Raw genomic sequence first — 22,000 nt, forward strand, 5'->3', positions numbered from 1 at the left:
TAACGCGTGTTATCCGGCCTACGGTAGGTAATACGCTTGCTGACTACACGTCCAGCAGCAGACGGGTCGGATCTTCCAGCAGCTCTTTAATCGCCACCAGGAAGCCTACCGATTCACGTCCGTCGATCAGACGGTGGTCGTAGGAGAGCGCCAGGTACATCATCGGCAGGATCTCTACCTTGCCATTCACCGCCATCGGACGGTCTTTAATGGCATGCATACCCAGGATGGCGCTCTGCGGTGGGTTGATGATCGGCGTGGACATCAGGGAGCCGAACACGCCGCCGTTGGTAATGGTGAAGTTACCGCCGGTCAGGTCGTCTACGGTCAGCTTGCCGTCACGGCCTTTCACCGCCAACTCTTTAATATTCTTTTCGATATCCGCCATGCCCAGCAGGTCAACGTCACGCAGAACCGGGGTGACCAGGCCGCGTGGAGTGGATACGGCCATGCTGACGTCGAAGTAGTTGTGGTACACCACGTCGTCGCCATCGATAGAGGCGTTCACTTCCGGATAGCGTTTCAGCGCTTCCACCACCGCTTTCACGTAGAAGGACATAAAGCCCAGACGGATGCCGTGACGTTTTTCGAACGCGTCGCCGTACTGCTTACGCAGATCCATGATTGGCTTCATGTTGACTTCGTTGAACGTGGTCAGCATGGCGGTGGAGTTTTTCGCTTCCAGCAGACGCTCGGCCACACGTTTACGCAGGCGGGTCATCGGGACGCGTTTTTCAGAGCGGTGGCCCAGCTGCGGCGCCGGCGCGGCTGCCGGGGCAGCGGCTGGCGCTTTGGCTTCTGCCGCCGCCGGGGCTTTCGCCAGATGTTTCTCGACATCTTCGCGGGTCAGGCGGCCGCCGACGCCGGTGCCTTTGATGGCCGCCGCGTCGAGGTTGTGTTCAGCCAGCAGACGACGGATCGCCGGGCTCAGCGCATCGTTGTTCTGCTCTTCCAGAGAGGCCTGCTGACGCTGCGCCGGCGTGGACGCTTTCGCATCGGCTTTTTCGCTGCTTTCTTTACCTGCGCTGTTACCTTCGCGCAGGCGGCCAAGGATCTGGCGAGACAGGACGGTAGCGCCCTCGTCTTCCAGCACTGCATCCAGAATGCCGTCCGCTGATGCCGGTACTTCCAGTACCACTTTGTCAGTTTCGATTTCGACCAGGACTTCGTCACGGACGACCGCGTCGCCCGGTTTTTTGTGCCAGGTGGCGACGGTTGCGTCAGCTACGGACTCAGGCAGGTCGGGAACCAGAATATCTACGCTACTCATTGTGTATCCTTTAATTAATCGACGTTCAGCGCGTCATTGACCAGATCTTGTTGCTGTTTCTGGTGAACGGACATATACCCTACCGCCGGAGAGGCGGAGGCCGGGCGGCCTGCATAACGCAGAGAGGCCCCAAACGGAATCACTTCACGGAAGTGATGCTGGCTGCAGTACCATGCGCCCTGGTTGAGCGGCTCTTCCTGGCACCAGACAAAATCATGTACGTGCGCATACGCTTTCAGCGCATCCTGCACCGCCTGATGCGGGAACGGATAGAGCTGCTCGATACGAACGATAGCGACATCTTTTTGCTCGTTTTTACGGCGCTGTTCCAGCAGGTCGTAGTAAACCTTACCAGAGCACAGCACCACGCGCTTCACAGCCTGCGGATCAAGTTGATCGATTTCACCGATGGCCGGCAGGAAAGTGCCGTTTGCCAGCTCATCCATGCTGGAGACCGCCAGCGGATGACGCAGCAGCGACTTCGGCGACATCACCACCAGCGGACGACGCATACCGCGCAGCGCCTGACGACGCAGCATGTGGTACACCTGCGCCGGCGTGGACGGCACGCATACCTGCATATTCTGCTCAGCGCACAGCTGCAGATAACGCTCCAGACGGGCGGAGGAGTGCTCCGGGCCCTGGCCTTCGTAGCCGTGCGGCAGGAGCATCACCAGGCCGCACATCCGGCCCCACTTCTGCTCACCGGAGGAGATGAACTGGTCGATCACCACCTGCGCGCCGTTGGCGAAGTCGCCAAACTGCGCTTCCCAGATGGTCAGGGTGCGCGGCTCTGCGGTGGCGTAACCATATTCAAACGCCAGCACCGCTTCTTCAGACAGCACGGAGTCCCAAACGCGGAACTGGCCCTGACCGTTATGGACATGCTGCAGCGGGGTGTAGGTTGAACCATTGGTCTGGTTATGGATCACCGCATGACGGTGGAAGAAGGTGCCGCGACCGGAGTCTTCTCCGGACAGACGCACCGGAATACCTTCGTCAACCAGCGTGGCGTAGGCCAGGTTTTCAGCGCCGCCCCAATCGAACAGCTTCTCACCTGCCGCCATCGCCTGGCGGTCGGCGTAAATTTTCGCCACGCGGGACTGCATTTCGATACCTTCCGGCACCGTGCTGATGCGTTTGGCCAGCTCCTGCAGACGCTTCGGCTCCACTTTATCCGGATAGCTCTCGTCCCACTCATGGTTGAGGTACGGCGACCAGGTAAAGGAGTGCATGTTCATCGGACGCCATTCCTTCACCACGCATTCGCCGGCATCCAGCGCATCGCGGTAGAGGTTAACCTGCTCGGTAGCATCTTCCAGGGTCGCGACCTTGTCCTGCTCCAGCTTGTCAGCATAGATTTTGCGCGGGGTCGGGTGCTTTTTGATCTTCTGATACATCAGTGGCTGGGTTGCGCTCGGCTCATCGGCTTCGTTATGGCCGTGACGGCGGTAGCACACCAGGTCGATGAAGACATCGCGTTTGAAGGTATTGCGGAAATCCAGCGCCAGACGGGTGACGAAAGCGACCGCTTCCGGATCGTCGGCGTTGACGTGGAAAATCGGCGCCTGCACCATTTTACCGATGTCGGTGCAGTACGGGGTCGAACGCGCATCCAGCGGGTTAGAGGTCGTGAAGCCCACCTGGTTGTTGATAACGATGCGCACGGTCCCGCCCACTTCGTAACCGCGGGCTTTGGACATGTTCAGGGTTTCCTGAACCACGCCCTGGCCGGTCACCGCGGCGTCGCCGTGGATAGTGATCGGCAGAACCTTGTTGCTGCTCGGCTCGTCCAGACGATCCAGACGGGCGCGTACGGAACCGATCACCACCGGGCTGACGATCTCGAGGTGCGACGGGTTAAACGCCAGCGCCAGGTGCACCAGACCGCCTTCGGTTTCTATATCGGAAGAGAAGCCCATGTGGTACTTCACATCGCCGGTACCGAGGTGTTCTTTATGTTTGCCGGCAAACTCGTCGAACAGGTCCTGCGGTTTTTTACCCAGCACGTTGACCAGCACGTTCAGACGGCCACGGTGCGCCATGCCCAGCACTACTTCACGGGTGCCGCTCTTACCCGCATGGCGGATCATCTCTTTGAGCATGGGGATCAGGGCGTCGCCACCCTCCAGCGAGAAGCGCTTCGCCCCCGGGAATTTGGCGCCGAGGTAGCGCTCCAGCCCTTCCGCGGCAGTCAGTTCGCCGAGGAAACGTTTTTTCTCTTCCGCGGTAAAGCTCGCTTTGCCGGCTACCGATTCAATGCGCTGCTGGATCCAGCGTTTTTCTTCGGTAGAGGTGATATGCATGTATTCCGCGCCGATGGAGCCGCAGTAGGTTTGCTTAAGGGCGGCAATCAGCTCGCCCAGCTTCATCGTGTCTTTACCGATGGCAAATGAACCTACGTTATAGCTTTCCTGGAAATCGGCCTCGGTCAGATCGTGGTAGGCCGGATCGAGATCCGCCACTCTCTCTTGCTTCCACAGCCCCAGCGGATCGAGATTCGCATGCTGGTGGCCACGGAAACGGTATGCGTTGATAAGCTGCAGGACTTTAACCTGCTTCACATTGGTGTCTGGGTCGGAAATCGAAGAAGTGTAACGTGAGGCATCCTTCGCCAGTCGACGGAAATAATCACGCGTTTTGGAATGAAATTGATCCGGTTTAACTCCGGTGCCAGGTAACTGCTGGAACATTGAACGCCAGTTGGCGTCAACAGAGTCAGGATCGGTTAAGAAGTCTTCATAGAGCTGTTCTATCCAGCTCTGGTTCGAACCAGAGAGATAAGAAGAGTCCAGCCAGGCTTTCATTGCGCCGTTCTGCATCGTGATCCCTTAAGCATTCATATGCTTATTTCGCCGTAGAAACTACCACGCACACCGAGTGCACGTGCCGGGGTTCACTTGTTGCGGACGAGTTGTGGTTTCTATCCGCTAAGGAACCTTTAAAAACTGCCATTAATCTTCGGCGTTCAGGCTGCGGTTGCGTTAGCTGCCTTCACTTTCCCCGGTCACATAGTTCACTATGCTCCCGGGGATGCGTTCAGTTGCCGCCTTACCTCGCTCTGAACGCCTTGATTACTGGTACATATTTGGCGGTTTTTAAAGATTTCCTGCTATATCTATTGCCTGATGGCGCTTCGCTTATCAGGCCTACAAAATATGCTCCTGTAGGCCGGATAAGACGTTTACGTCGCCATCCGGCAACTAAAACAACTTACGCGCTGCGCTGCAGCAGCATCGACTTAATATGGCCGATGGCGCGCGTCGGGTTCAGCCCCTTAGGACACACACTGACGCAGTTCATAATGCTGTGACAGCGGAATACGCTGAAAGCATCGCTCAGGCCGTCCAGACGCTCGCTGGTTTCGGTATCGCGACTGTCGATCAGGAAGCGATACGCGGCCAGCAGGCCTGCCGGGCCGATGAACTTGTCCGGGTTCCACCAGAACGACGGGCACGAGGTCGAACAACATGCGCACAGAATACACTCGTACAGGCCATCGAGCTTCTCACGCTGCTCAGGCATCTGCAGATGCTCGCGAGCCGGAGGATTTTGCCCATTATTCAACAAGTAAGGCTTAATCTTCTCATATTGTGCATAGAATTGCCCCATGTCCACCACCAAATCACGGATAACCGGTAATCCTGGCAGCGGGCGGATAACAATCTTCTTGCCCGGCTGATTAAGCGCGGAGATCGGCGTGATGCACGCCAGACCGTTTTTCCCGTTCATGTTCAGGCCATCGGAACCGCAGACCCCTTCACGGCAGGAGCGGCGGAACGACAGCGACGGATCTTTTTCTTTCAGCTGGATCAGCGCATCCAGCAGCATCATGTCACGACCTTCTTCCGCGTCGAGGGTGTAATCCTGCATGTGCGGAGCGTCGTCAACATCCGGGTTATAGCGATAAATTGAAAACTCGAGTTTCATTTTCCTGTCTCCGCATTAATAAGTACGAATCTTCGGCGGGAATGCCGGACGCAGTTTCGGTTCCATGTTGACGCTACGACGCGTCATGGATTCCGACTCTGGCAGATACAGGGAATGGCACAGCCAGTTTTCATCATCACGATCCGGGAAGTCGAAGCGGCTGTGGGCGCCACGGCTCTCGGTACGGAAGTTAGCGGATACGGCGGTCGCGTACGCGGTTTCCATCAGGTTATCCAGCTCCAGGCACTCAACGCGCTGGGTGTTGAACTCGCTGGAGGTATCGTCGAGACGGGCGTTTTTCAGGCGCTCGCGGATCACTTTCAGCTGTTCCAGACCTTTGTGCATCGCATCACCTTCGCGGAACACCGAGAAGTTATGCTGCATACATTCCTGCAGCGCTTTGCGGATCGCCACCGGATCTTCACCGGAACGGGTGTTGTTCCAGCGGTTGAGGCGGTCCAGCGAGCCTTCGATATCGGATTCGCTGGCGTCGCGCAGCGTGCCCTGCTCGGCGATAGACTCCTGCAGATGCAGGCCCGCCGCGCGGCCGAAGACCACCAGGTCGAGCAGCGAGTTGCCGCCCAAACGGTTGGCGCCGTGGACCGATACGCAGGCGATTTCGCCCACCGCGAACAGACCCGGGATCACCACGTCTTCGCCCTTCTCATTGACGGTCAGCGCCTGGCCGGTCACTTTGGTCGGAATACCGCCCATCATGTAGTGGCAGGTTGGGATAACCGGGATCGGCTCTTTCACCGGATCGACGTGAGCAAAGGTGCGGGACAGCTCAAGGATACCCGGCAGACGAGATTCCAGAACCTCTTTACCCAGGTGATCCAGTTTCAGTTTCGCGTGCGGGCCCCACGGGCCGTCGCAGCCGCGGCCTTCGCGGATCTCGATCATGATGGAACGCGCCACCACGTCACGACCCGCCAGGTCTTTCGCGTTCGGCGCATAACGCTCCATAAAGCGCTCGCCGTGTTTATTCAGCAGATAACCGCCTTCGCCGCGGCAACCTTCGGTGACCAGAACCCCGGCCCCGGCGATACCGGTCGGGTGGAACTGCCACATTTCCATATCCTGCACCGGCACGCCGGCGCGGATGGCCATCCCGACGCCGTCACCGGTGTTGATGTGGGCGTTGGTGGTGGACTGATAGATACGGCCTGCGCCGCCGGTCGCCAGCACGGTGGCGCGGGCTTTAAAGTAGACCACTTCGCCGGTCTCGATGCACAGGGCGGTACAACCCACCACCGCGCCGTCCTGGTTTTTCACCAGATCGAGGGCATACCATTCGGAGAAGATAGTGGTGTGGTTTTTGAGGTTCTGCTGGTACAGGGTGTGCAGCAGGGCGTGGCCGGTACGGTCAGCCGCCGCCGCGGTACGCGCCGCCTGCTCGCCGCCGAAGTTCTTCGACTGGCCGCCGAACGGGCGCTGATAAATACGGCCGTCGTCAAGACGGGAGAACGGCAGGCCCATGTGCTCCAGCTCGAGAATCGCTTCCGGGCCGGTCTTACACATATATTCGATGGCGTCCTGGTCGCCGATATAGTCCGACCCTTTTACGGTGTCGTACATATGCCATTCCCAGTTATCTTCATGGGAGTTACCGAGCGCGACGGTGATACCACCCTGCGCGGATACGGTGTGCGATCGGGTCGGGAAAACTTTGGAGAGCAGCGCACAGGTCTGTCCGCTCTGGGAAATTTGCAGCGCCGCGCGCATACCTGCGCCGCCGGCACCGATGACAACAGCATCAAACTCTCTGACTGGCAATTTCATTACACACCCCACACCACAACAAATCCATAAAGAACGTAAGCCACCAGCGCCACAACGATAGCCAGTTGCAGAACCAGGCGCAGAGCCAGTGGTTTAACGTAGTCCGTTAACACCTGCCACATCCCGATCCAGGCATGGATAAGAATGGAAACGAGAGCCAGCAGAGTGAAGACTTTAGTGAAGCCGGAGGCAAAGAATCCGGTCCACACTTCCCATGAGATTTCACCGGTGGTCGCGAAGAAGCCAACCATGTAGATGATGTAGAGGGTCAGAACGATGGCGGTAGCACGGACCAGAATAAAGTCATGTACGCCGTTGCGTCCCAGTGCTGAGGCGTTGCTTACCATACGAGGACTCCTGCGAGAAGTGAAAGCACGACAGTAATAACAAAAGAAATCTTGGCGGAACGTTTCCCTGCTTCGAGGGTTTCGTCCAGGTAGCCAAAGTCCATCATCAGATGGCGGATACCAACAACGACGTGATAGGCCAGCGCGGTGAGAATGCCCCACATGATGAACTTCACAAAGAAGCTATCCATGATCGAGGCCGCCGTCAGAAAACCTTCTGGGGAGGAGAGGCTGGTGCCCAGCAGCCAAAGCAGAATTCCGACCGCCACGAAGGTGATGACACCGGAAACGCGATGGAGAATGGACGCTATCGCCGTGATTGGGAACCGTATCGTTTGTAGATCCAGATTGACAGGTCTTTGTTTTTTCACATTTCTTACCATGAATAACGCCCACATGCTGTTCTTATTGTTTCCTTCCTCCGGTCTGCTTGCGGGTCAGACAGCGTCCTTTCTATAACCAGAAGTCATGTTAAAACGTCTTTTCAGGCATTAAAACATCACTAAACAACGCTGGGTGGCTCGGGATTGCAGGGTGTTCCGGAGACCTGGCCGCAGTATAGGCCGTTCACAAAATCATTACAATTAACCTACATATAGTTTGTTGGGTTTTCTCCGGAACAGTGATCAAGGTCACGATAACAACATTTTTTTAATTTTTAATCACCTGATTTGACAAATATTAAACATTCTTGTTACAACCATTACCAGTTAAATGCAATAATGCTCAAAAGTTATGAGGTCATGCTTTCACCTGAGAATAAGTTATGTAACAGTGTGTCAGTATTGACCGATGTAATCAGGACAGTTATTAGTGGTATACAGGTTTTAATATTCGGACTGCTAAAACGCTGATTTGCTGTTGTTTCACCGCAGCCCTGAAGAACGTGCCATCAAGCGCCGTTGCTCTGTACCCTGCCCTTTTCGCTGACGCAGAGCTGTGTGCAACATAACAAACTGGTAACGTATACGGGCGCGGGCCGAAAGCAAATCCACCACCCGGCAGTCTTAAGCAATAAAGGCGCTAAGGAGACCATAAATGTCTGATGCTAAAGCAAAAATCACCCTGGGTGGTGACACTGCTATTGAACTGGATGTGCTAAAAGGCACGCTCGGTCAGGATGTTATTGATATTCGTAGTCTTGGTTCAAAAGGCGTATTTACTTTTGACCCAGGTTTCACATCTACCGCTTCCTGTGAATCTAAAATTACGTTTATCGATGGTGACGAGGGGATCCTGCTGCACCGTGGCTTCCCGATCGACCAGTTAGCGACCGAATCAAACTATCTTGAAGTTTGTTACATTCTGCTAAACGGTGAAAAACCGACCCAGGCCGAATATGACGAATTCAAAACCACCGTCACCCGCCACACCATGATCCATGAGCAGATTACTCGTCTGTTCCATGCGTTCCGCCGCGATTCTCACCCGATGGCCGTTATGTGCGGGATCACCGGCGCCCTGGCGGCGTTCTATCACGACTCCCTCGACGTGAATAACCCGCGTCACCGTGAAATTGCCGCCTATCGCCTGCTGTCCAAAATGCCGACAATGGCAGCCATGTGTTACAAGTATTCTATCGGCCAGCCGTTTGTTTATCCGCGCAATGACCTCTCCTACGCCGGCAACTTCCTGCGCATGATGTTCGCCACGCCGTGCGAAGAGTACGAAGTCAATCCGGTGCTGGAGCGCGCAATGGACCGTATTCTGATCCTGCACGCCGATCACGAACAGAACGCCTCGACCTCGACGGTACGTACCGCGGGCTCTTCCGGCGCTAACCCGTTCGCCTGTATCGCAGCCGGTATCGCCTCCCTGTGGGGACCAGCGCACGGCGGCGCCAACGAAGCGGCGCTGAAAATGCTGGAAGAGATCAGCTCCGTTGAGCACATTCCGGAATTTGTTCGTCGTGCGAAAGACAAGAATGACTCTTTCCGCCTGATGGGCTTCGGCCATCGTGTCTACAAAAACTACGACCCGCGCGCCACCGTGATGCGTGAAACCTGCCATGAAGTGCTGAAAGAGCTGGGCACCAAAGACGACCTGCTGCAGGTGGCCATGGAGCTGGAGCATATCGCGCTGAACGACCCGTACTTCATCGAGAAGAAACTCTACCCGAACGTCGACTTCTACTCCGGTATCATCCTGAAAGCGATGGGTATTCCGTCCTCCATGTTTACCGTTATCTTTGCCATGGCGCGTACCGTGGGCTGGATTGCGCACTGGAACGAAATGCACAGCGATGGCATGAAAATCGCCCGTCCGCGTCAGCTCTATACCGGCTACGAAAAACGCGATTTCCAGTCCGACATCAAGCGTTAATCTCGCTGTCCGGATGATAAAAACGCGCCTGATGGCGCGTTTTTTTATGCCTGACGATGAGGTCTGCCGCTGCCTGGCCGCCGGCTTAATGCTGGCAGTGCGGGCACCAGTAAAACGGCCGCGAGGAGAGCATCGTCTTCTCAATCACGCCCCCGCAGCGCTCGCACTGTTCGCCATCGCGATGGAACACCTTAAAGCGGAACAGCGCGCCGTGGTGCTTGTTGTCATCGGGCTGGCCACGGGTGCGATAGGAAAGCCGCGGGATATCAAGCAGCGCGTGCGCCAGCGCATCCAGTTGTATTGCATTCAGCTCCGAGGCCTTATGCTGCCCGGTCAGCCCCACCTGCCAGAGGATTTCCACCCGCAGATAGTTTCCCAGCCCGGCAAGAAAAGCCTGATCCAACAGCAGGCCGGAAAACTGACGATGGCGGAATTTGGCCGACAGCAGCCGCGCTTTCACCTGCTCCGCGGTTAACGTCATATCCAGTACGTCCGGACCGATGCGCAGCAAGAATGGATGGTTGGCTACCTGCTCCGCTGTGAGCATCTCAATGTCCGACGCGCTGTAGAGCAAAATCGCCTTGCTGGCGGTCTGGAGCCTGACGCGCAGCACCCGGTTAGAGGCGGGCTGTTCGCCAGCGTCAACCACGCGCCAGACGCCGTACAGCTGATTATGGCTGTACAGGGTCAGGCCGCCGGAGAAGCGGGTCAGCAGGGCTTTGCCCCGGGTGTCGATATGGGTAACCCGCTGACCAATCAGCGGGGTTTGGTAGGGTTGCAACCGGGGAAAGGCGAACCAGACGTCGGTTAAGGGTTCGTCTTTGATTGCCGCCTCCAGTGTATCCGCCGCGCGGCGGATCTCCGGACCTTCCGGCATACTGTCATCCTTTTGTCAGTGGGTGGCGCCGCCGCCCAGTTTACTGTCCACCGGCTGGCGCAGGGCCACGGCAATGGCCGTCTCCAGCGCCTCCCGCACGGTGGCGATCGCCATACTCGGCTCGCCGGGATGGGCCGCCGCCTGCGCCGGTAGCCATGGAATATGGATAAAACCGCCTCTCACCTCAGCCTGACCCTGCAGCCTGTGCAACAGGCCGTACATGACGTGGTTGCAGACGAAGGTGCCGGCGGTTTGCGACACCGAGGCCGGGATCCCGCGATCGCGCAGCGCGCTGACGATCGCTTTGATCGGCAAGGTGCTGAACCACGCCGCTGGCCCGCCGTCGACGATCGGCGTGTCGATGGGTTGCTGGCCTTTGTTATCGGGGATACGCGCATCATCGACGTTGATCGCCACACGTTCGACGCTGATATCGACCCGACCGCCGGCCTGCCCCACCGCGATAACCAGCTTCGGCTGCAGGTCCTCTATCGCCGCGTCGAGCGCCGACAGCGCCTCGCCAAACACGCAGGGAAGCTGCCGGGCGGTCACCGGCTGGCCAGCAATCATAGTGCCGTCAAGCTGCTGCACCACTTCCCAGGAAGGGTTCACCGTCTCGCCGTCAAAGGGTTCGAAACCGGTTAGTAATACTCCCGCCACCATCCTCTCCTTCGCGGTCATGCCGATTGTCATATCTCAGCCTCAGGCTGAGCGCTGACCAGAATATGGCGCCCGGCGAACGCCGCCCGCAAACGGCGGGCAAAATCGAGGGCATGCGGACCATCACCGTGCAGACATACCGTCTGCGCCACCACATTCGCCCATTCGCCGCTGACGCTGCGCACCCGGTGGTGTTGCACCATCTCGAGGGTTTGCGCCAGGGCCTGCTCTTCGCTGTCAATCAGCGCCCCGGGCTGGCTGCGCGGCACCAGGCTGCCGTCGGCCAGATAACCGCGATCGGCAAACACCTCCTGACGCGTCGTCAGGCCATAGCGCTGTCCGGCGCGGATCAATTCGCTGCCCGCCAGACCCACCAGCACCAGCTGCGGGTTAACATCGCGGACCGCGCGGGCGATCGCGTCGGCCAGCGGCGGCGATTTGGCCGCCTGGTTGTAGAGCATGCCGTGCGGCTTCACGTGCTGCATCTCGCCGCCCTGCGCCTGAACGATCGCCGCCAGAGCGCCAATCTGATACAGCGTCTGGGCATAGACCGTTTCCGGCGGCAGATCCATCGCCGTGCGGCCAAAATTTTCCCGGTCGGGATATCCCGGATGGGCGCCCACCGCCACGCCGTACTTCAGCGCCTCGCGCACGCTCTGCACCATCAGCCCGGCGTCGCCGGCGTGAAAACCACAGGCGATATTCGCCGATGACACCAGCTGGAGCAGCGCGCTATCGTTCGCCCCGCCTTCCCCGAGATCGGCATTAAGATCAATCATCATCGTGGAGTCTCCAGGCCAGTTGTTCAAGATAACGCTGGCGATCGGCCCGCGCCTTCAGCGCCTCCTCCAGCGAGCAGGCCACGAAATGGATCGGCTGCCCCAGCGGGATCTGCGCCAGCTGGTACATATCGGCATCGATAATGCAGGCGATCCGCGGATAGCCGCCGGTGGTTTGCGCGTCGTTCATCAGCACAATGGGCTGACCGTTGTGCGGCACCTGCACCACGCCCGGCAGCAGGCCGTGCGACAGCATTTCACGATCGGTGGTGCGTTTCAGCGGCTGCCCCTGCAGGCGGTACCCCATGCGGTTACTCTGCGGACTGAGCTTCCAGGGGGCGCGCCAGAATGACGCCTGCGAGGCCTCGTCAAATTCATGGTACTCCGGCCCGGGCAGCGCACGAATACGGTTGCCCAGCGGCAGCTGCTTGACGCCGCGCGGGGTGGTGAAGCGGCGGGCGGCTTTCCCGAGCTTCAGCTTGTCGCCGTCCTGCAGGCGGCGTCCTTCCAGACCGCCAATCCCCGCCTTGAGATCCGTGCAGCGCGAGCCAAGGACCTCGGGGACCGCAATCCCGCCCGCCACCGCCAGATAGCTACGGATGCCATGCTGCGGCGTTTTCAGCACCAGCCGCTGCCCGGCCCGGTAGGCGGTGCGCCAGCCCACCCAGACCGCTTTACCGTCCAGCGTCGCTTCGCAGGCGGCGCCGGTCAGCGCAAACCAGCCGCTGCGGGCAAATTCGATCTCCACTTGGCCGAGGGTAATCTCCAGCCCGGCGGCATTCGCCTCGTTGCCAACCAGCAGATTGGCAATCACCAGCGAGGGATAATCCAGGGCGCCGCAGCGGCTGATGCCAGACTGGCGCAGGCCTTCTCGTCCACCGTCCTGTACCGAGGTGTACAGGCCGGCGCGGATCAAGGTCAACATACCCCCTCCTTTTGCGGCACAAAGCGAATTTTATCGCCCACGCGCAGTAGCGCAGGCTCCTTCCGCGCCGGGTCGAACAGCGTCAGCGCGGTCCGCCCCAGCAGCTGCCAGCCGCCGGGCGTCGCCAGCGGATAGATACCGGTTTGCGCGCCGCCGATACCCACCGATCCGGCCGGAACGAGCACGCGCGGTTCGGCGCGACGCGGTGTCGCCAGCGCCGCAGGCAGCCCGCCCAGGTAGGGAAATCCCGGCTGAAAACCAATAAACCAGACCAGATATTCCACCGAGGCGTGCAGCTCCACGACCTGTTTTTCACTCAGGCCGCTGTGCTGCGCCACTACCCCGAGGTCCGGTCCGGCCTCGCCGCCGTAGACGACCGGAACAGACAGCGAGCGCGACTCAGGCTCGATCGCGAGGCTCTCCTCCCACCAGCGCTGCAGACGGTCTATCGCCTCCCACGCCACCTCCTGCGGGCGGCGGAGCACCACAGTGATATTGTTCATGCCGGGAATGGCGTCAATCACCTCTTCATGGTTCGCCAGACGCTGGGCTAATCCCCAGATCCGTTGCTGGCTTTCAAGGGTAACCGGCGGCTCCAGCTCCAGCACGACAGCCGTTTCTCCTAACAGATAACAACGCGCTCGCTGCACTTTTCTCTCTCCCGTCAGGCAGGGTTAGGAATATCAATAAAGGTGACATCCAGGTCGGTGGTTTCCGTCAGCCATTCGCTGAGGGCGCGAATGCCGCCCCGCTCGGTGGCGTGGTGGCCGGCGGCATAAAAATGCAGGCCCTGCTCGCGGGCAGAGTGGATGGTTTGTTCCGACACCTCGCCGGTGATAAACGCGTCCACGCCAAAGCGCGCCGCGGCGTCGATAAAGCTCTGGCCGCCCCCGGTACACCAGGCGACGCGGCTGACGGTGTCCGGCCCGGTATCGCCGCACCACAGCGGCTTGCGTCCCAGCCGCGCTTCAATCCACGAGGCCAGCTCGAGGCCGGACACCGGCATCGACAGTTCGCCCCAGGGCACCAGCGGTTCGATTTCGCCCAGCACGTTAATCCCCAGCAGATGCGCCAGCTGCGCGTTATTGCCCAGCTCGGGATGGGCATCCAGCGGCAGGTGCCAGCCGTAGAGATTGATATCGTTGGCCAGCAGGGTTTTCAGGCGCCGGCGCTTCATGCCGCGGATCACTGGCGATTCGTTTTTCCAGAAATAGCCGTGATGGACGATTACCGCATCCGCCTGCAGGCGGACGGCCTCATCCAGCAGCGCCTGGCTGGCCGTGACTCCGGTGACGATCTTGTGCACCGTGTCGCGCCCTTCCACCTGCAGACCGTTAGGGGCGAAGTCACTGATGGCTGCGCTATTGAGCTTGTCGTTTATCAGTTGTTCCAGTTCGCTATTTTTCATCGCCACTCCAGCAGATAATCAGGGTATACAAAGGCATAACATAACCAGATCCATTCGGGTCGTCGATAGTCCGCCTCCGACACTGACGATGACTTTTTACCGAATAGCCCAATTTGTCTATTCATCCCGCCGCGCATTCGTGTATATTTATGCACTAATAAAGCATATTAAATAATCAGAAAGCCCCTCAAGCCATGAATATGACTAATTAAACGCTATTCATGCAGAACGATCGACTTTCGCTTTACGCCAGGAAACACACTTCTCATGAAGACAACATCATCGCAACCGCGGGCGATTTACTACGTCGTGGCGCTGCAAATCTGGGAATACTTTAGCTTCTACGGCATGCGCGCCCTGCTGATCCTCTATCTCACCAATCAGCTTAAATATGACGATAACCACGCTTACGCCCTGTTCAGCGCCTACTGTTCGCTGGTCTATGTGACGCCGATCCTCGGCGGCTATCTGGCCGATAAGCTGTTAGGCAACCGGATGGCGGTCATGCTCGGCGCGCTGCTGATGGCCATTGGCCATCTGGTGCTCGGGGCCAGCGAAACCGCCCCGGTCTTCCTCTACCTGTCGCTGGCGATCATCGTCTGCGGCTACGGGTTGTTTAAATCCAACGTCAGCTGTCTGCTGGGCGAGCTGTACGAACCCGCCGATCCGCGTCGCGATGGCGGTTTCTCGCTGATGTATGCCGCGGGCAATATCGGCTCGATCATCGCGCCGATCGCCTGCGGCTACGTCCAGGAGGAGTATAGCTGGGCGATGGGCTTTGCCCTGGCGGCCATCGGCATGGTGGCGGGACTGGTGATTTTCCTCTGCGGCAACCGTCACTTCCAGCATACCGCCGGCGTGAACCGCCAGGCGCTGTGCGCACGTCGTTTCCTGCTGCCGAACTGGGGCTGGCTGCTGGTGCTGCTGGTCACTGCTCCGCTGCTGATTGCCGTGCTGTTCTGGCAGGAGTGGTCGGTATATGCCCTGATCGTGGCCACGGCCATTGGCCTCGCGGTGCTGGCGCGGATCTACCTGCGCGCCGAGACCGATAAACAGCGCAAGGATCTGCGCCTGATCGTCGTCCTGACCGCTTTCAGCCTACTGTTCTGGGCCTTCGCCCAACAGGGCGGCAGCTCCATCAGCCTGTATATTGACCGCTTCGTTAACCGCCATATCATGAGCTACGAAGTCCCTACCGCTATGTTCCAGTCGATCAATGCCTTCGCGGTGATGCTCTGCGGCATGGTGCTGGCGTGGCTGGTGAAAGAGAGCGTCGGCGGTAATCGCACCGTGCGCATCTGGGGAAAATTTGCCCTCGGTCTGGGCCTGATGAGCGCCGGGTTCTGCATCCTAACCCTCAGCGCCCGCTGGTCGGCGGCCTATGGTCAGTCGTCCATGCCGCTGATGGTGCTGGGGCTGGCGGTGATGGGTTTTGCCGAACTGTTTATCGACCCGGTCGCGATGTCGCAAATCACCCGCATTGAGATCCCGGGGGTCACCGGGGTGTTGACCGGCATCTATATGCTGCTCTCCGGGGCCATCGCCAACTATCTGGCCGGCGTTATCGCCGACCAGACCTCGCAGGCGTCATTCGACGCCGCCGGGGCGGTGAACTACTCCATTGACGCCTACATCAACGTCTTCAGCCAGATCACCTGGGGCGCGCTGGCCTGCGTCGGCGTGGTGCTGGTCATCTGGCTGTATCACTCGCTGAAGGTCAGGACCCGCCGTCTGGCGGTGGAGTAATCCCCTTTCTGGCGGCCTCCCAGGCCGCCAGCGTCTCCTGCCGCGCCTGCTTGTGATCGACTATCGGGCGCGGATAATCCAGCGTAATCCCCTGTTTATCCGCCCACGCCCACGGCTGATGCAGCGCCTTCTCCGGCACCTTTGCCAGCTCCGGCAGCCAGCGACGCATAAACACCCCCTGCTTATCAAACTTCTCGCCCTGGGTGGTGGGATTAAATATGCGGAAATAGGGCGCGGCGTCGGTGCCCGTCGAAGCCGCCCACTGCCAGCCGCCGTTGTTCGCCGCCAGGTCGCCATCAATCAGCTGGCTCATGAAATAGCGCTCCCCTGCCCGCCAGTCGAGGCGCAGATCTTTAGTCAGGAAGCTGGCGACGATCATGCGCAACCGGTTATGCATCCAGCCGGTGGCGTTAAGCTGGCGCATGGCGGCATCGACAATCGGAAAGCCGGTCTCCCCGCGCTGCCAGGCCTGCAGGGCGCCATCCTCTTCGCGCCAGGCGACCTTATCGGTCCAGGCGACAAACGGCCGTCCTTTACAGAGTTTCGGATAGTAGACCATCAGATGGCGGTAAAACTCGCGCCAAATCAGCTCATTAAGCCAGGTGGCGCCTGCCCCGCCGTCCAGCGCGGCGGGGTGTTCCGTCAGCAGCCGATGCAGGCACTGGCGCGGCGACAGCACCCCGGTGGCCAGGCAGGGCGACAGGCGACTGGTCCCTTCCACGGCCGGGAAGTCGCGCTGCCCCTCATAATCCGCCGCCGGTTGCTGACAAAACGCGCGCAGCCGCGCCAGCGCCGTTTTTTCATCTGCGGCAAACAGCAGCCCATCGAACGGCGTTTGCGGATAGTTGAGCTCCGGCGGCGGCGGCGCCTGGCGGGCGGGTGCCTCGCGCGGCTTTGGCGCGGCCACGCACGCCGGCAGCCCTTCCCGTAGCCGGCGAATAAACGCATTCTTAAACGGAGTGAAGACTTTATACATTTCGCCGCCGCCGGTCAGTACGCTGCCGGGCGGCAACAGGACGCTGTCGTCAAATCCCTGGCAAATCACTTCGCTCAAGGTGTTCTCAACGGCGGCATCGCGCTGGCGTTCATTGAATTCGTACTGATAGTTGTAGAACAGGTGACTGACCTGGTGCTGCTGGCAAAAATGGGCCAGCCGCTCGACGCTGGCGCTAAAATCGTCCGCCTCTTCTACCCACAACGGTATGCCCCGCTCCGCCAGCGCGGCGTGCAGACTGTGCAAATGGCTGGCGATAAAAGCGGCCTGCCGCGGCGCCATATGATGCTCGCGCCACTGCCCTGGGGTGGCAATATAGAGCGCCAGCACCTGCGCCTGCGGATCGCGGCAGGCGGCGGCCAGCGCCAGGTTATCGTGAATGCGTAAATCCGTGCGTAACCAGACCAGATGGGTGGCCATATCACTCCTCATTATCCGTCAGCAAAACTCATCTCATGATCTAAGCCGGAAAAAATAGCGCGCTCCGGCAAAATAAGCACCTGCCAATTCCGCTGCGGCGCTTGCAACGAGTGTAGACAAGCGACGAAAAAAAACCGCCGGGGGCAACCGGCGGTTATTGGCTTTCATTGCAGCAGGGCGAATCAGTAGAAGTCGTGAGCGGCTTTTTCCGCCTGCGCCATCCACACCGGCTGCTCGCTGGTTTTCGACCACACCCGGTGCAGCCAGCTGTAATAGCGGGCGCGATCTTTCCAGAACAGCATCACCGGCAGCGCCGCGACGCCAGCCACGACGGCGAAAGCCCGACGCAGCAAAATAATATGAGCAGGATAAGCTTTGTACAACGCCATCATTTCTCTCCCCTTTGTCAGGCCGGCAAGTCGCGCCGGTAAAAAATTACCATGTTTGTTTGAGCAAAATAGTACCGCGTTGGTTGTAATTTTACTACTCATCCGACCACTAAAAAGCACGTATTTATACTTAATTTACATTCATCCCGTAAATTAGTTACGAAAAAGTTAAATTAATACTAACCATCAGTTAAATTGTGCCTTTGCCATTTTTATACTTTTTTTACACCGCGCCCGCGGATTTTTGCGAAATCTTTGCGCCGTAATTTCTATTCTCCTGGTAAATCAAAAACACACCCGGAGGTGGATTGTGACTGCAGGCGTACTCACTGGCGTTGGGCTGGTGTTCCTGTTACTGGCTTATCTGGTTTATGCCTTGATACATGCGGAGGCATTCTGATGGCGGCCCAGGGATTTTTATTATTAGCCAGCTACCTGCTGGTATTGCTGGCGCTGGCGCGCCCGCTGGGGATGTGTCTGGCGAGAATGGTGAACGACATCCCGCTTCCCGGCCTGGCCGGCGTCGAGCGCGTTCTGTGGCGCGTGGCCGGGATCCGCGCCGAAGAGATGGGCTGGCTGCAGTATTTGCTGGCGATCCTGCTGTTTAACGCCCTCGGCGGCCTGGCGCTGTTTGCCCTGCTGATGCTCCAGGGCGTGCTGCCCTTTAACCCGCAGCACCTGCCGGGGCTGCCGTGGGATCTGGCGCTCAACACCGCGGTCAGCTTTGTCAGTAATACCAACTGGCAGGCTTACGCCGGCGAAAGCACCATGAGCTATCTCAGCCAGATGGTGGGGCTGACGGTGCAGAATTTCCTCTCCGCCGCCACCGGCATCGCCGTGGTCTTCGCCCTGACCCGCGCCTTCGCCCGACAGAAAATGTCCACCCTCGGCAATGCCTGGGTCGACCTGACGCGCATTACCCTGTGGCTGCTGCTGCCGCTCTCTCTGCTGGTAGCCCTGTTCTTTATTCAGCAAGGCGTGCCGCAGAACCTGCAGGCTTACCAGCCCTTTACCACCCTCGAAGGGGCGCACCAGCTGCTGCCGATGGGGCCTGTCGCCTCACAGGAAGCGATTAAGCTGCTGGGCACCAACGGCGGCGGTTTCTTTAACGCTAACTCCGCCCATCCGTTTGAAAACCCGACGGCGCTGACCAATCTCGTGCAGATGCTATCCATCTTCCTGATCCCGGCGGCGCTGTGCTTCGCCTTCGGCGAGGTGGTGAGCGATCGCCGCCAGGGGCGCGCTATCCTGTGGGCGATGACGCTGATCTTTATCCTCTGCGTCGCCGTGGTGATGTGGGCGGAAACCCGCGGTAACCCGCACCTGCTGACGCTGGGCGCCGACAGCAGCCTGAATATGGAAGGTAAAGAGAGCCGCTTTGGTGTTCTCGCCAGCAGTCTGTTCGCGGTGATCACCACCGCCGCCTCCTGCGGCGCGGTCAACGCCATGCATGACTCCTTCACCGCGCTGGGCGGCATGGTGCCGATGTGGCTGATGCAGATTGGCGAAGTGGTGTTCGGCGGCGTCGGCTCGGGCCTGTACGGCATGCTGCTGTTCGTTATGCTGGCGGTGTTTATCGCCGGGCTGATGGTCGGCCGTACCCCGGAGTACCTCGGGAAAAAAATCGATGTCCGGGAAATGAAAATGATCGCCCTGGCCATTCTGGTCACCCCGACGCTGGTGCTGCTCGGCACGGCGCTGGCGATGATGACCGAGGCCGGCCGCGCCGGGATGTTCAACCCCGGACCACACGGCTTTAGCGAAGTGCTGTACGCCGTCACCTCGGCGGCCAATAACAACGGCAGCGCCTTCGCCGGCCTGGGCGCGGCGACGCCCTTCTGGAACCTGCTGCTGGCGTTCTGCATGCTGGCTGGACGCTTCGCCGTCATCATTCCGGTGATGGCTATCGCCGGCTCGCTGGTGGCGAAGAAAATTCAACCGGCCAGCCCCGGTACCCTGGCCACCCACGACGCCCTGTTTATCGGTCTGCTGATCGGCACCGTGCTGCTGGTGGGCGCCCTGACCTTTATTCCTGCGCTGGCGCTTGGCCCGCTGGCCGAACACTTTTCCTTACTTTGAGCGATGCGGAGCCCCCTGTTATGAGTCGCAAACAATTAGCCCTGCTGGAGCCGACGCTGGTGCGCCAGGCGCTGCTGGATGCCGTGAAAAAACTCAGCCCGATGGTGCAGTGGCGCAATCCGGTGATGTTTATCGTCTGGGTGGGCAGCCTGTTAACCACCCTGCTGGCCATCGCCATGGCTGGCGGCGCCCTGACCGGCAGCGCCACGTTTACCGCCGCCATCAGTATCTGGTTATGGTTTACCGTGCTGTTCGCCAACTTTGCCGAAGCGATGGCGGAAGGCCGCAGCAAAGCCCAGGCCAATAGCCTGAAAGGGGTGAAAAAAACGGCCTTCGCCCGTAAGCTGCGCGCCCCGCAGCACGACGCGACGGTCGACCATGTGCCGGCGGAAGACCTGCGCAAAGGCGACGTGGTGCTGGTGGAAGCCGGGGATATTATCCCCTGCGATGGCGAAGTCATCGAAGGCGGCGCCTCGGTGGACGAAAGCGCCATTACCGGCGAGTCCGCGCCGGTGATCCGCGAATCCGGCGGCGATTTCGCCTCGGTGACCGGCGGGACGCGTATCCTCTCCGACTGGCTGGTGATCCGCTGCAGCGTCAACCCGGGAGAAACCTTCCTCGACCGGATGATCGCCATGGTGGAAGGCGCCCAGCGCCGTAAAACGCCGAACGAAATCGCCCTGACGATCCTGCTGATCGCCCTGACGCTGGTGTTCCTGCTGGCCACCGCCACCATCTGGCCATTCTCGGCCTGGAGCGGCAATGCGGTGAGCGTCACCGTGCTGGTCGCTCTGCTGGTGTGCCTGATCCCGACCACCATCGGCGGTCTGCTGTCGGCGATCGGCGTCGCCGGAATGAGCCGTATGCTGGGCGCCAACGTGATCGCCACCAGCGGCCGCGCGGTGGAGGCCGCAGGCGATGTCGATGTCCTGCTGCTGGATAAAACCGGGACCATTACGCTCGGCAACCGCCAGGCCTCCGCTTTCCTGCCGGCGCGCGGTGTGGAAGAGCGAACCCTCGCCGACGCCGCCCAGCTCTCCTCGCTGGCAGACGAAACCCCGGAGGGACGCAGCATCGTGGTGCTGGCGAAGCAGCGCTTCAACCTGCGCGAACGCGATCTGCAGTCGCTGCACGCCACCTTTGTCCCCTTTACCGCGCAAACGCGGATGAGCGGCATCAATATCGATCAGCGCATGATCCGTAAAGGCTCGGTGGACGCGATTCGCCGTCACGTGGAGGCCAACGGCGGCCACTTCCCTGCCGATGTCGAGAAGCAGGTGGAAGAGGTCGCCCGCCAGGGGGCCACGCCGCTGGTGGTTGCCGAAGGTGAAAAGGTGCTGGGGATTATTTCGCTCAAAGATATCGTCAAAGGCGGCATCAAAGAGCGTTTCGCCCAGCTGCGCAAAATGGGCATTAAAACGGTGATGATCACCGGCGATAACCGCCTCACCGCCGCGGCGATCGCCGCCGAGGCCGGCGTCGACGATTTCCTCGCCGAAGCGACGCCGGAAGCCAAGCTGGCGCTGATCCGCCAGTATCAGTCGGAAGGTCGGCTGGTGGCGATGACCGGCGACGGCACCAACGACGCGCCCGCGCTGGCCCAGGCCGACGTGGCGGTGGCCATGAACTCAGGCACCCAGGCGGCGAAAGAGGCGGGCAACATGGTCGACCTGGATTCCAACCCCACCAAACTGATTGAGGTGGTCCATATCGGCAAACAGATGCTGATGACGCGCGGCTCGCTGACCACCTTCAGTATTGCCAACGACGTGGCGAAATATTTCGCCATTATTCCGGCGGCGTTTGCCGCGGTCTATCCCCAGCTGGCGATGCTGAACGTGATGGGCCTGCATTCGCCATCGTCGGCGATCCTCAGCGCCGTTATCTTCAACGCGCTGATCATCGTCTTCCTGATCCCGTTGGCCCTGAAAGGGGTGAGCTATCGCCCGCTCTCCGCCTCGGCGATGCTGCGCCGCAACCTGTGGATCTACGGCCTCGGCGGTCTGCTGGTGCCTTTTATCGGTATTAAAGCCATTGACCTGCTGCTGACCCTGAGCGGTCTGGTGTGAGGA

20 protein-coding genes are annotated in these 22,000 nt (G+C 59.6%); 6 read left to right on the forward strand and 14 right to left on the reverse strand.

Translation table 11 applies throughout. The features are described from left to right. Window positions 1–43: 43 nt before the first annotated feature. The 6 genes from odhB to sdhC all read right to left on the reverse strand — a co-directional run bounded on the left by odhB (window position 44) and on the right by sdhC (window position 7,727). Window positions 44–1,270, reverse strand: coding sequence for a 2-oxoglutarate dehydrogenase complex dihydrolipoyllysine-residue succinyltransferase (gene odhB / locus AC6CWS_RS12600; protein WP_023288876.1), 1,227 nt, complete (start codon window positions 1,268–1,270; stop codon window positions 44–46). A gap of 14 nt (window positions 1,271–1,284) precedes the next feature. Then, on the reverse strand, window positions 1,285–4,092 hold the full coding sequence (sucA, locus tag AC6CWS_RS12605) for a 2-oxoglutarate dehydrogenase E1 component (protein ID WP_023288875.1): 2,808 nt from the start codon (window positions 4,090–4,092) through the stop codon (window positions 1,285–1,287). A 391-nt stretch (window positions 4,093–4,483) separates the two neighbouring features. Continuing rightward, window positions 4,484–5,200 (reverse strand): succinate dehydrogenase iron-sulfur subunit SdhB, encoded by a 717-nt coding sequence (sdhB, locus tag AC6CWS_RS12610; protein WP_023288874.1) that lies wholly within the window; start codon window positions 5,198–5,200, stop codon window positions 4,484–4,486. A gap of 15 nt (window positions 5,201–5,215) precedes the next feature. After that, complete coding sequence (gene sdhA / locus AC6CWS_RS12615; RefSeq protein ID WP_004179067.1) at window positions 5,216–6,982, reverse strand: succinate dehydrogenase flavoprotein subunit; 1,767 nt, start codon at window positions 6,980–6,982, stop codon at window positions 5,216–5,218. Further along, the gene (gene sdhD, locus AC6CWS_RS12620) at window positions 6,982–7,329 is read right to left on the reverse strand and encodes a succinate dehydrogenase membrane anchor subunit (RefSeq protein WP_002894949.1); all 348 of its coding nucleotides are present in this window, start codon (window positions 7,327–7,329) and stop codon (window positions 6,982–6,984) included. Before sdhD ends, sdhA begins: the two co-directional genes overlap by 1 nt. Then, window positions 7,323–7,727: a succinate dehydrogenase cytochrome b556 subunit gene (sdhC, locus tag AC6CWS_RS12625; RefSeq protein WP_004142216.1), complete on the reverse strand. Its 405-nt coding sequence runs from the start codon at window positions 7,725–7,727 to the stop codon at window positions 7,323–7,325. The genes sdhD and sdhC overlap by 7 nt, the downstream gene beginning before the upstream one ends. Window positions 7,728–8,051: 324 nt before the next feature. On the opposite strand from sdhC, the gene AC6CWS_RS12630 reads away from it, so the two are divergent. Further along, entirely contained in the window at window positions 8,052–8,183 is a 132-nt protein-coding gene (locus tag AC6CWS_RS12630; RefSeq protein WP_418272143.1) for a hypothetical protein, read from the forward strand. Between the two features lie 184 nt (window positions 8,184–8,367). Then, window positions 8,368–9,651, forward strand: a complete 1,284-nt coding sequence (gltA, locus tag AC6CWS_RS12635; protein WP_023288873.1) for a citrate synthase — start codon at window positions 8,368–8,370, stop codon at window positions 9,649–9,651. An 85-nt stretch (window positions 9,652–9,736) separates the two neighbouring features. Here the strand turns inward: gltA and nei are convergent, their stop codons facing one another. From nei to AC6CWS_RS12665, 6 genes are read right to left on the reverse strand one after another with little or no spacing between them, the layout of a single operon-like run. Then, window positions 9,737–10,528, reverse strand: coding sequence for an endonuclease VIII (gene nei, locus AC6CWS_RS12640; protein ID WP_023288872.1), 792 nt, complete (start codon window positions 10,526–10,528; stop codon window positions 9,737–9,739). A 15-nt stretch (window positions 10,529–10,543) separates the two neighbouring features. Next, window positions 10,544–11,188 (reverse strand): pyroglutamyl-peptidase I, encoded by a 645-nt coding sequence (gene pcp / locus AC6CWS_RS12645; RefSeq protein ID WP_048334976.1) that lies wholly within the window; start codon window positions 11,186–11,188, stop codon window positions 10,544–10,546. A 29-nt stretch (window positions 11,189–11,217) separates the two neighbouring features. After that, window positions 11,218–11,970, reverse strand: coding sequence for a 5-oxoprolinase subunit PxpA (gene pxpA / locus AC6CWS_RS12650; protein ID WP_023288870.1), 753 nt, complete (start codon window positions 11,968–11,970; stop codon window positions 11,218–11,220). Beyond that, on the reverse strand, window positions 11,960–12,892 hold the full coding sequence (pxpC, locus tag AC6CWS_RS12655) for a 5-oxoprolinase subunit PxpC (protein ID WP_023288869.1): 933 nt from the start codon (window positions 12,890–12,892) through the stop codon (window positions 11,960–11,962). The genes pxpA and pxpC overlap by 11 nt, the downstream gene beginning before the upstream one ends. Continuing rightward, complete coding sequence (gene pxpB / locus AC6CWS_RS12660) at window positions 12,886–13,542, reverse strand: 5-oxoprolinase subunit PxpB (RefSeq protein WP_044521671.1); 657 nt, start codon at window positions 13,540–13,542, stop codon at window positions 12,886–12,888. The genes pxpC and pxpB overlap by 7 nt, the downstream gene beginning before the upstream one ends. Window positions 13,543–13,556: 14 nt before the next feature. After that, the gene (locus AC6CWS_RS12665; RefSeq protein WP_004885970.1) at window positions 13,557–14,300 is read right to left on the reverse strand and encodes a type 2 GTP cyclohydrolase I; all 744 of its coding nucleotides are present in this window, start codon (window positions 14,298–14,300) and stop codon (window positions 13,557–13,559) included. Between the two features lie 267 nt (window positions 14,301–14,567). Here AC6CWS_RS12665 and AC6CWS_RS12670 point away from each other — a divergent pair, with 267 nt between their 5' ends. Next, complete coding sequence (locus AC6CWS_RS12670) at window positions 14,568–16,046, forward strand: MFS transporter (RefSeq protein ID WP_032455154.1); 1,479 nt, start codon at window positions 14,568–14,570, stop codon at window positions 16,044–16,046. On the opposite strand, the gene phrB is transcribed toward AC6CWS_RS12670, so the two are convergent. Then, window positions 16,018–17,460, reverse strand: coding sequence for a deoxyribodipyrimidine photo-lyase (phrB, locus tag AC6CWS_RS12675; RefSeq protein WP_065882493.1), 1,443 nt, complete (start codon window positions 17,458–17,460; stop codon window positions 16,018–16,020). The genes AC6CWS_RS12670 and phrB overlap by 29 nt on opposite strands. Window positions 17,461–17,642: 182 nt before the next feature. Then, a complete protein-coding gene (locus AC6CWS_RS12680) occupies window positions 17,643–17,852 on the reverse strand; it encodes a DUF2517 family protein (protein WP_004142243.1) in 210 nt (69 codons plus the stop codon). 307 nt (window positions 17,853–18,159) lie between these two features. On the opposite strand from AC6CWS_RS12680, the gene kdpF reads away from it, so the two are divergent. Genes kdpF through kdpB form a run of 3 tightly spaced genes read left to right on the forward strand, consistent with a single transcriptional unit; the run spans window position 18,160 to window position 21,997 of the window. Further along, on the forward strand, window positions 18,160–18,249 hold the full coding sequence (kdpF, locus tag AC6CWS_RS12685; protein ID WP_020323459.1) for a K(+)-transporting ATPase subunit F: 90 nt from the start codon (window positions 18,160–18,162) through the stop codon (window positions 18,247–18,249). Next, the gene (kdpA, locus tag AC6CWS_RS12690; protein WP_065882496.1) at window positions 18,249–19,928 is read left to right on the forward strand and encodes a potassium-transporting ATPase subunit KdpA; all 1,680 of its coding nucleotides are present in this window, start codon (window positions 18,249–18,251) and stop codon (window positions 19,926–19,928) included. Before kdpF ends, kdpA begins: the two co-directional genes overlap by 1 nt. Before the next feature lie 20 nt (window positions 19,929–19,948). Next, window positions 19,949–21,997 (forward strand): potassium-transporting ATPase subunit KdpB, encoded by a 2,049-nt coding sequence (kdpB, locus tag AC6CWS_RS12695; protein WP_004885966.1) that lies wholly within the window; start codon window positions 19,949–19,951, stop codon window positions 21,995–21,997. Window positions 21,998–22,000 lie beyond the last annotated feature (3 nt).

The organism is Klebsiella sp. M041 (assembly GCF_059759695.1).